The following is a 6282-nucleotide window of genomic DNA, read 5'->3' as shown; positions in this document are numbered from 1 at the left end:
CTCATATCACCGCTCCCTTTTGCAGAGCCGTGAATCAGAACTGAGTGTCGAAATCAATGCATCCTGACCCTAGAAGTCGGCGAAGAAGATCAGGATAACAAGCCACACAAGATATTCGCTTCGCGCACGCTCCGCGTCCGGGTCGATACGGATGAGTACGGTAATGTCGTCGCGACCAGTGCATATGACATCGACTACCGCCATTGCGGGGATTTGACGCGCCCAACTGCGGGATTGATTGCAGCGGATGATAGCGCGTGTAAGGTGCGGTTACCCGTGGGACATCCAATTCACCGATTTTAGCTTTTCTCTGAGGGCTTCGTAAGGCGTCTTTCCGTTGTGGGCACCATGCGGTCGATGGAAGTTGTAAAAGCGTTTCCATTCGTCCAATTTCGCTTCGAGATCGACATCGCCTTTGTAGCTGAGGAGTTGGTAGAACTCCTGGCCGTCAGAGCGGTGCGATCATTCGACCTTTCCGTTGAGCTGGGGCGTCCCGCGCTTGATGTAGGCGTGGCGGATGCCCAGATCCTTGAGATGCCAATGGAATTTCGTTTGGAACTCATGGCCGTTGTCCGCTGCCCGGCAGGGTTATGCGCAGCATGATCCCGAGAGGGGGGGCGTATTTCTCGGATGCGGAATGGGAACTTTTCGATGATGTGATTTGCGAAATCTATGGCATTGGCCTGAGTGTGTCTTTCGTAAATCTTTAGAGCCCGAACCCGCGTCGCATCCGTTGGCTGGCAAGACATGTTTACATGTCTGAGAAGCGTCAATCGCAGCATATTGAAATCGGCGCATCTTTTCACCTTTGAACGTCAGGAACTTAACGTCCATCTGGATGTGATGCCCCGGCACCTGTTTCTGATAGCGCTTGGTGTGAACTTTGCGCATACGGGTGCCACGCGGAAGGCGGTTCATGCCATGGCGGCGCAAGATGCGTGAAACGGTCGCGTCAGACATTTTGATGTCGTGATCGCGCTCCAGACACCAAACGATCCGCATTGGGCCGAGGTGGTATTTGCGGCGAAGATAAAGCATTTTTTCTTCGCGCTCGGGCGGTGTCCTGTTGGCGTGCCATTTTGGGATCGGCGGCGCGTTGATCAAGCCCGCTTCGCCGCGTCCACCGTAGGCTTGCCGCCACCGATAGAAACTGGATCGGCCGGTCCCAAAATAGCGGTAAGCTTTCGCGACGTGACCGATCTCATCTGCGTATTTCAGTATTCGCAGCTTGCGCTGAATCTCGCGTTGATCCTTGGTCATGCACATCTAATTCGTCCCAAAACTGGGAGGTTAAAGAAGATGTCCCACGGGTAACGGCATATCTACAATCTTCACTGATCCGAGCGGCACAATTTTCGCGCGCCGAGGGGCTCTCGCGCGCCAACAGGAGCACTGTTTTGGGACAGCCAAAGGCACATCACATGCAGGGAGACACGCAGCGGGCGCGTGGCTCTGCGCGTGTGCCTGCAGCGCATTTTGCACGGCTTGAGGCTGCGCGCAAAAAGGTGACGCAACTGGTGATCGACAACCCGCGCTACGGCCCGATCTTTCAACACCTTGAGCGCGAGATAGAACTGGAGCGGCCCTCATTGATCCGTTTCGCTTGATCGCGCGCTCGGTGGTCCATCCAGACGATGACATCGCGCTCTGGATAAGTGCTGTCGCTCACCGCCAGCCCGCCTTGCGCATCGACGACAACAAGCGAACAGGTCGCATCGAAACCGATACCCGCCACGTTCCGGGCGTCGACCTGTCCCTTGGTTAAAGCCTCGCGCACGGCAGCGCATACGGCTTGCCATATCTGCGCACTCGACTGTTCGACACGACCAAGATCGTCAGACCAGATGTCGAGCGGGTGTTTACCCACTGCCAGAAGGCCCCCTAGAGCGTCGAATAATCCCGCTCGAGCGGACCCGGTTCCAACATCGATTCCGATGAATAATTCACCCACCAAGATTACCTCCCCTCGTTCGCTGCCAACATCCATAGCGACATCAACAAGCGAACGCCAACCCGAGACAGATCACGCAGCGGCACTGGCAGGAGCTACTGAGGCGGCTTCCCAACTTCGCCTAAGACCCCACTGGTTAACGTGTCAATGCCCGGCACATTAGGAAGTGGCATTGTTACAAGAGATCCGTGCGGATATAAGCTCGCTCCATAGCGCCGCCAACTACTTGCTCGTCTGACGTCAGCACCCGTGGGACTGATTTGGGGATTTGAACAACGGGGGATTTCTGGTTCATCTTATCGTTTAGGAGGTCGAGATGGTTTCGCGCAGGTCCTGCTGCCCGCAGGGTGAACGCTCAGCTGACTATGCGTGAGATCGACCCCGCGACGATCGAGCGCGCGCCCCGACCCGAGCCAGAAGAGCTAGGTCTCCTTCATCCATGACAAAAGCAGAGCAAGGGCTAGAAAATTGCAGTTTTCGGCCCTGACCGGATGAGGTGGGTGGCTCCTGCTCCACCGGCATCGAATGTGCCAAAGTGCAGTTGTTATGAACTGCTAGGAAAGGAGCCACTCAATGACAGTTAAGACAGTAGGCCTAGATTTGGCCAAGGATGTTTTTCAAGTTCACGGTATTTCTGAGAGTGGGCGCGTGATCTTCAACAAGGCAATCAAGCGTGCGAAGCTTTTGGCGTTCTTTGAGACGCTGCCACCATGTATGGTCGGAATGGAGGCCTGTGGATCAGCCCATCACTGGGGTCGCACGTTGCGCAAGTTTGGTCATGACGTCAGGCTAATGCCAGCAAACTATGTGAAGCCTTATGTCAAACGCGGAAAGACAGATGCGGTGGACGCGGAGGCAATTTGCGAAGCCGTCAGGCGCCCGACGATGCGCTTTGTCGAGATCAAGACCGAGGATCAACAGGCTATTCTATCGATCCACCGCACGCGGGATCTGGCAGTCCGGCAGCGCACCCAGCTGGCCAATATGATCCGCAGTCTGCTGCGCGAGTTCGGGCATATCTTACCTATAGGGATCGAAGCGGTGACGGCCTTTGCGAAGCGCCACCTTGACGGTGATCACCCGGATATGCCCGAGATCGCGAACGGAATGCTTGGTATCCAATGCTATCAGTTCATCGGTTTGAACGAGCGCATCGAAGGCTACTCAAAGATGATCGAACAACATGCTCTGCTAAATGCTGATGCGCGCAGATTGATGCGCATGCCAGGAATTGGGCCAATAACGGCATCGGCCATTGTCGCCACGATCGGGGACGCAAAACAATTCCGCACCGCGCGCGATCTAGCGGCTTGGCTGGGGCTGACCCCGCTCAACAAATCCAGTGGCGGCAAGGAGCGATTGGGCAAGATCACAAAGGCTGGCGACCGCTACATTCGCAAGCTTCTGGTCGTCGGCATGACGTCTCGCGCCGTGATGGCGAAGCGCTCACCTGAAAAAGTAGATTTGTGGACGGCGAAGATCATCGCGGAGAAACCGTTCCGGCTGGCAACAGTCGCGATGGCAAACAAAGCAGCGCGTTCCATCTGGGCGATACTCACAAAGAAACAGGAATACCGGCAGCCCGCGTTCTGACCGCGCCGACTGCCTACGAGATGCAAGACGTTGAAGTGATGATGCGGAATTAAGTCAACCAAGAGCAAGGACACTCCGGGAATGGCTGCGGCCCTCTTCAGAGGCCGATAACCCGATTGGAACCTCGCTCGCGGAATTCATCAGGGCCAGTGGAGGCAATGCCAAAACATAAACAGGCCGGACAGACGACAGTACTGACGAAAATGACCGCAAACATCGACAGAAAACGCTTGCAATGCAGGAGCCACCCACAGAGGACGTTCGAGGCAGAGGTCTTCGCCGCAGCGCGGCTTCACCAGACCAGCCATTCGTGCATCGCGCGGCATTTTCGAAAACCAGCCGGTCGCCCTGCGGAAGAGGCGCCCCTATGCGGCGGGCGCGCTTTTCTCGAAAGCACTCTGGGACGGCTCCAGCGATGAAGCCTAATGAATCATGCTACGCGTCATTCAGACACCAACGACATTGGGGCGAAGGGTGTGGAAGATATACAGCACTTCGGCTTTCTCATGATCCCCCACATCAGCATTCGTCAACGCCTTCATCAGATCATCGACGGCCGCCATATATTCATTGTCGGAAATATTCATGTGTTTGTGCGCGCTAAGCATGTCTAGCCCGTCATACGTGTTGGGCCCGCCCGAGCCCATCGAGAAGAAATCAGCTGCCTTCTTTTTCATAGCGACCGGATCGCTGCCCGCGAAACGCTTGCCAATCAACGGATTAGCCATGTGGTTATCGACGAGGTCGGATGCGATTTGGGCGATTGCGTTAGCGCCTCCGAGGCGCGCATAAAGAGTATCGGTCATAGCTTTCTCCATTGTCCTAGAGGGGCCTGACTAAGGGTGAAAGAAATAAGATCTTACCGATAGTCCTGAAACTGGACTCTCAAGGGGGGCGACAGCTAGCCCGCGATCTTCTTTTGCGCGGCGAAATGACTGAGGCCCAACCATCGGGCCATGGATCGGGCCAATGCAGGGTCTCCATCAACCAAGAGCTTCGATTGAGACTCTTTCACCGAATATAGCCCCATCCAAATGGCAGTCATGGTTTTGAGGTCCGTGGTGACACAAAGATCAACCTCAAACCCCGGATCCGTCGCACACAGATCGACTTCGATCTTTGCTTTGGGATCAATGATCAGCCACCATTCGCGACGATTGGTGGGGAGTTCGGGGTAGCAGAACTGCACGACAGTTCGTTGCGATGGCAGCGGCGCAGGGTTGATGTTGCGCCGCATGTCCCACATCAAAAGCGCAGGATCTAGGTTTTCTAAAGTGGCTTGGGTCTCTATCCATTTCTGCCCCCAGATACCAAAAGATTCGATGATGTGTTTGAGATCCCGCCCGGCCGTAGTCAGCAAATATTCGTAAATACCCACCTCATCGGTTACAGGCGCGCGCACGACGATCCCGGCAGCCTCAAGCTCCTTCAGACGTTGTGACAGAAGTGTGGGCGACATCCGGGGAACGCCGCGCCGAAGGTCCCCGAACCGCGTAGAGCCTTCCAGAAGTTCACGGACAAGAACCATGGTCCATCGCGTGCAGAGAACTTCGGATGCCATCGCAACCGGGCAGAATTGCTGATAGCTCCCTCTCGTCATTCGAGCGACCTCAAAAGGCCAAAATGACCTAAAGCTGCAGTCTAGCATTATAAGCGCAGAACATCATTCGAATTTCAGCGGAGCGATCAGAAGGAAAGCCGGAACCTGCATAGCTGCTTTTCGACCAGTTCAGCACTCTGCAACACGGTCTCAAAGCGGACCTCGGATGCGCCGCAGCACTTCGTGATAAATTGAGATGTCAACGTCGGGTTGTCGATGAGGGAGGGTATGGCGGATCGGAGAATCAGTCATGCAAACACCAAACTTACCTACCATTCGTGCGCTTCGGCCTGCTTGGAACAAGGGCCGCATCGTTGGGCAAAAGCGACCGCTCAAGCCCAAGCATGTCTGGGCGATCCGCGTTCGGCTTGAGCTGGCAGAGAACCATCGTGATCTGGCTCTGTTCAATATGGCGATCGACAGCAAGCTGCGTGGCTGCGATCTGGTCAAGATGAAGGTCGTCGACGTTATGTCGACTGGCCAGATCAAGGAGCGGGCGTCCGTTTTGCAAAGCAAGACGCAGAATCCGGTGCGGTTCGAAATCTCGGACGGCACACAGGCATCGATGGCAAAATGGATGCAAGACACGCTCATGATAGGGTCCGAATATCTCTGGCCGGGACGTTTTCACGAACGGCTTCACATCTCGACACGGCAATATGCTCGGATCGTTCGTGATTGGGTGACATCAATCGGTCTCGAAGCAAGCGCCTATGGCACCCACTCGATGCGTCGAACGAAGGTAACGCAGATTTACAAAAAGACGGGAAACTTGCGCGCCGTCCAGCTTTTGCTTGGGCATACCAAAATGGACAGCACTGTTCGCTATCTTGGTGTCGAGCTCGAAGACGCCCTCGCCATCTCAGAGGCCATTGAAATATAGACAGCAGGGCCGTCTTCACGGACGGCCCTGAGCCGACATTCGACTTGCCCTTCCGGAGATTCCTGAAGCTGTCATTCATACATAGCGCAGCATTTGAGTTTGTTGATTCAGCCCCATCAGGGGCTCTGTTGCACAAATCATGTGATAGACGAGGTTACCCCTTCCCCGGACAGACTTATCCCACAGGCTCCGTGATCGGGATTCCGAGCGCAGTGTAGCCGTTCAGGACGGCGATGCGGACCTGGAGCTCAGCGA

The 6282-nt window shown here is 55.4% G+C and carries 5 protein-coding genes and 1 pseudogene; 2 read left to right on the top strand and 4 right to left on the bottom strand.

The genetic code is table 11. The features are described 5' to 3' along the window. Nucleotides 1-270: 270 nt before the first annotated feature. Together ACN0SD_RS20755 and ACN0SD_RS20750 are read right to left on the bottom strand one after the other, a co-directional pair. Nucleotides 271-1260, bottom strand: a pseudogene (locus ACN0SD_RS20755) (integrase core domain-containing protein). A gap of 289 nt (nucleotides 1261-1549) precedes the next feature. Continuing rightward, the gene (locus ACN0SD_RS20750) at nucleotides 1550-1987 is read right to left on the bottom strand and encodes an FGGY family carbohydrate kinase (RefSeq protein WP_417810062.1); all 438 of its coding nucleotides are present in this window, start codon (nucleotides 1985-1987) and stop codon (nucleotides 1550-1552) included. 537 nt (nucleotides 1988-2524) lie between these two features. Here ACN0SD_RS20750 and ACN0SD_RS20745 point away from each other — a divergent pair. Then, nucleotides 2525-3544, top strand: coding sequence for an IS110 family transposase (locus tag ACN0SD_RS20745; RefSeq protein WP_417810061.1), 1020 nt, complete (start codon nucleotides 2525-2527; stop codon nucleotides 3542-3544). 446 nt (nucleotides 3545-3990) lie between these two features. Here ACN0SD_RS20745 and ACN0SD_RS20740 read toward each other — a convergent pair whose 3' ends face one another. Both ACN0SD_RS20740 and ACN0SD_RS20735 read right to left on the bottom strand, forming a co-directional pair. Then, the gene (locus ACN0SD_RS20740) at nucleotides 3991-4350 is read right to left on the bottom strand and encodes a group I truncated hemoglobin (RefSeq protein ID WP_417810060.1); all 360 of its coding nucleotides are present in this window, start codon (nucleotides 4348-4350) and stop codon (nucleotides 3991-3993) included. A gap of 95 nt (nucleotides 4351-4445) precedes the next feature. Next, nucleotides 4446-5105, bottom strand: a complete 660-nt coding sequence (locus tag ACN0SD_RS20735; RefSeq protein ID WP_417810059.1) for a winged helix-turn-helix transcriptional regulator — start codon at nucleotides 5103-5105, stop codon at nucleotides 4446-4448. A gap of 289 nt (nucleotides 5106-5394) precedes the next feature. Here ACN0SD_RS20735 and ACN0SD_RS20730 point away from each other — a divergent pair, with 289 nt between their 5' ends. Beyond that, nucleotides 5395-6027, top strand: a complete 633-nt coding sequence (locus ACN0SD_RS20730) for a tyrosine-type recombinase/integrase (protein ID WP_417810058.1) — start codon at nucleotides 5395-5397, stop codon at nucleotides 6025-6027. The last annotated feature ends 255 nt before the right edge of the window (nucleotides 6028-6282 follow it).

It is taken from the genome of Thioclava sp. (assembly GCF_048263065.1).
Classification (GTDB): Bacteria; Pseudomonadota; Alphaproteobacteria; order Rhodobacterales; family Rhodobacteraceae; genus Thioclava.
Note: the sequence above shows the minus strand (reverse complement) of the source record. Positions and strands in the feature narration are given on the sequence as shown.

Coding starts and splice junctions, on each gene's coding strand:
- ACN0SD_RS20750 (WP_417810062.1), bottom strand. CDS start 1,987: ATGGATGTTGGCAGCGAACGAGGGGAGGTAATCTTGGTGGGTGAATTA.
- ACN0SD_RS20745 (WP_417810061.1), top strand. CDS start 2,525: ATGACAGTTAAGACAGTAGGCCTAGATTTGGCCAAGGATGTTTTTCAA.
- ACN0SD_RS20740 (WP_417810060.1), bottom strand. CDS start 4,350: ATGACCGATACTCTTTATGCGCGCCTCGGAGGCGCTAACGCAATCGCC.
- ACN0SD_RS20735 (WP_417810059.1), bottom strand. CDS start 5,105: ATGGCATCCGAAGTTCTCTGCACGCGATGGACCATGGTTCTTGTCCGT.
- ACN0SD_RS20730 (WP_417810058.1), top strand. CDS start 5,395: ATGCAAACACCAAACTTACCTACCATTCGTGCGCTTCGGCCTGCTTGG.